This is a genomic window from Coraliomargarita parva (genome assembly GCF_027257905.1).
GTDB lineage: Bacteria > Verrucomicrobiota > Verrucomicrobiia > Opitutales > Coraliomargaritaceae > Coraliomargarita_A > Coraliomargarita_A parva.
Genome location: NZ_JAPZEI010000025.1, coordinates 1 through 1,535, shown reverse-complemented (window position 1 = coordinate 1,535; position 1,535 = coordinate 1). Strand labels below are relative to the sequence as shown.

1 protein-coding gene is annotated in these 1,535 nt (G+C 44.0%); it reads left to right on the top strand.

From position 1 onward, the window contains the following. The first annotated feature begins 425 nt into the window (after positions 1 to 425). Positions 426 to 767, top strand: coding sequence for a hypothetical protein (locus O2597_RS18560; RefSeq protein ID WP_269527277.1), 342 nt, complete (start codon positions 426 to 428; stop codon positions 765 to 767). The last annotated feature ends 768 nt before the right edge of the window (positions 768 to 1,535 follow it).

The window sequence follows — 1,535 nt, the reverse complement described above, 5'->3', positions numbered from 1 at the left end:
CGAAGGCAGCTGCCCACCACCAATAACAACATCCAACAACCTTCCAGTCTGGACTTCCATCCGAAGCTCCACTGGACTACATCTAAACAATCACTGCAACCTGTCCAAGGTTCGGGTCCACTTCACTCATTGGTTTTATCATCGCAGTAATTTCCGTCCTCGTTGGCTTTAAAATTGAAGAAACGGATGACCCGACGGCCTCGGCTATCGTGGGATTCTTTTTAGGTATTATTATCTGCTTACTCGGATTGTCATGGAGTATCGCCAAAGCCATCAACAAAAGAAAAAAGGTATAACCAGGGCGAGTAGACAACGACTGAGCTGGCGCTCAATCGTTGTGCGGACCATCACGAAGAAATCCACTTTACTGAACTCCTAAATCCTCAGAAGCTCAGCCGTGCCTATCACCTACGTTGGGAAAAAGAATGAGCGATAATCTTCAACTCTACGACTCCTCGATCGATTCAGGAAGAATCACTGAATTGAAGGTATTGCAGCGGCCTGACTCCTCAGGCCGCTCAGTGGAAATCACGACCCTTGATAAAAATGGAAAAGAAAAAATTCTTAAGCTTTATGCCCCCGATGACATCGATAGCATTGGAGAAATCTTTTCAGCTAGCAGATTCTGGATTGAAAAAGAAAGAGGCACCCAGAAAGAATTTGGAACCATCTGCTTAGGCTTCACTGCAGAATCCTACATTGAAGTCTGGTTTGACTCATTCGAAGAATTGAAATCCCAACCAGCCGATAGTGACAATGTCGGCTAGCGCCGCCATCGTCACATCCCTACGTTAGATAAAAAATAACAATGAACACTCGCTGTACAAACTGTGGACGAAATACATCACTCGCGCCCGAGTCTGCGATAGAATGGAATAACCACCTATTTTGCAGTGAATCTTGTCTTTTCAAATACAACGAGACATCGGGAGCCTGTAGAAGCAAAAATAGGCATCATAGGAAAACGAATATAGAAAGAGGAAAGCTCAGCTCCCTGCCAGGGCCACTCAAAACAGTTGTTTGGCTCAATATTGCCATAGTCATCATTGGAATTATCGATACCCTTGCTTACGTCGGAAAGGTTCCCCTTTCGGAAACGCTGGGTAGTGGCTTTGGAATTCTAGTTTCTGTTTTGATAATCGTCGCGATAATAGAGGCGTCTCGATTTGTTAGAGGTTTTGTCCTTATCTGCTCATGGATCACAGCTATCGTTCTATGTTTATTGATACCTGTTGGTTTAATCAATTTTGGGCCTGCTGCGTTCATAGGCATAATTAATCTCTTAATCAGTGCTGTAACAATTTGGGGCTTAACTACCAGAAGCTCAAAAGCTTACTTCGGATACTAGGTGAAAAGACCTAACAAGAAGGAGTGATCAATGTCGCTATCGCGCCACCGATCATCCATAACGTTATACGAAGATGAATGATAAAGACGAAATGACTCCCAGTCTAAATCATCGGCTTGAAGCGTCATCTCAAATTTTGGGAGTGCTCGTGGTCGCATTCCTCATTACTTCTAACTTAAGGCTCTGG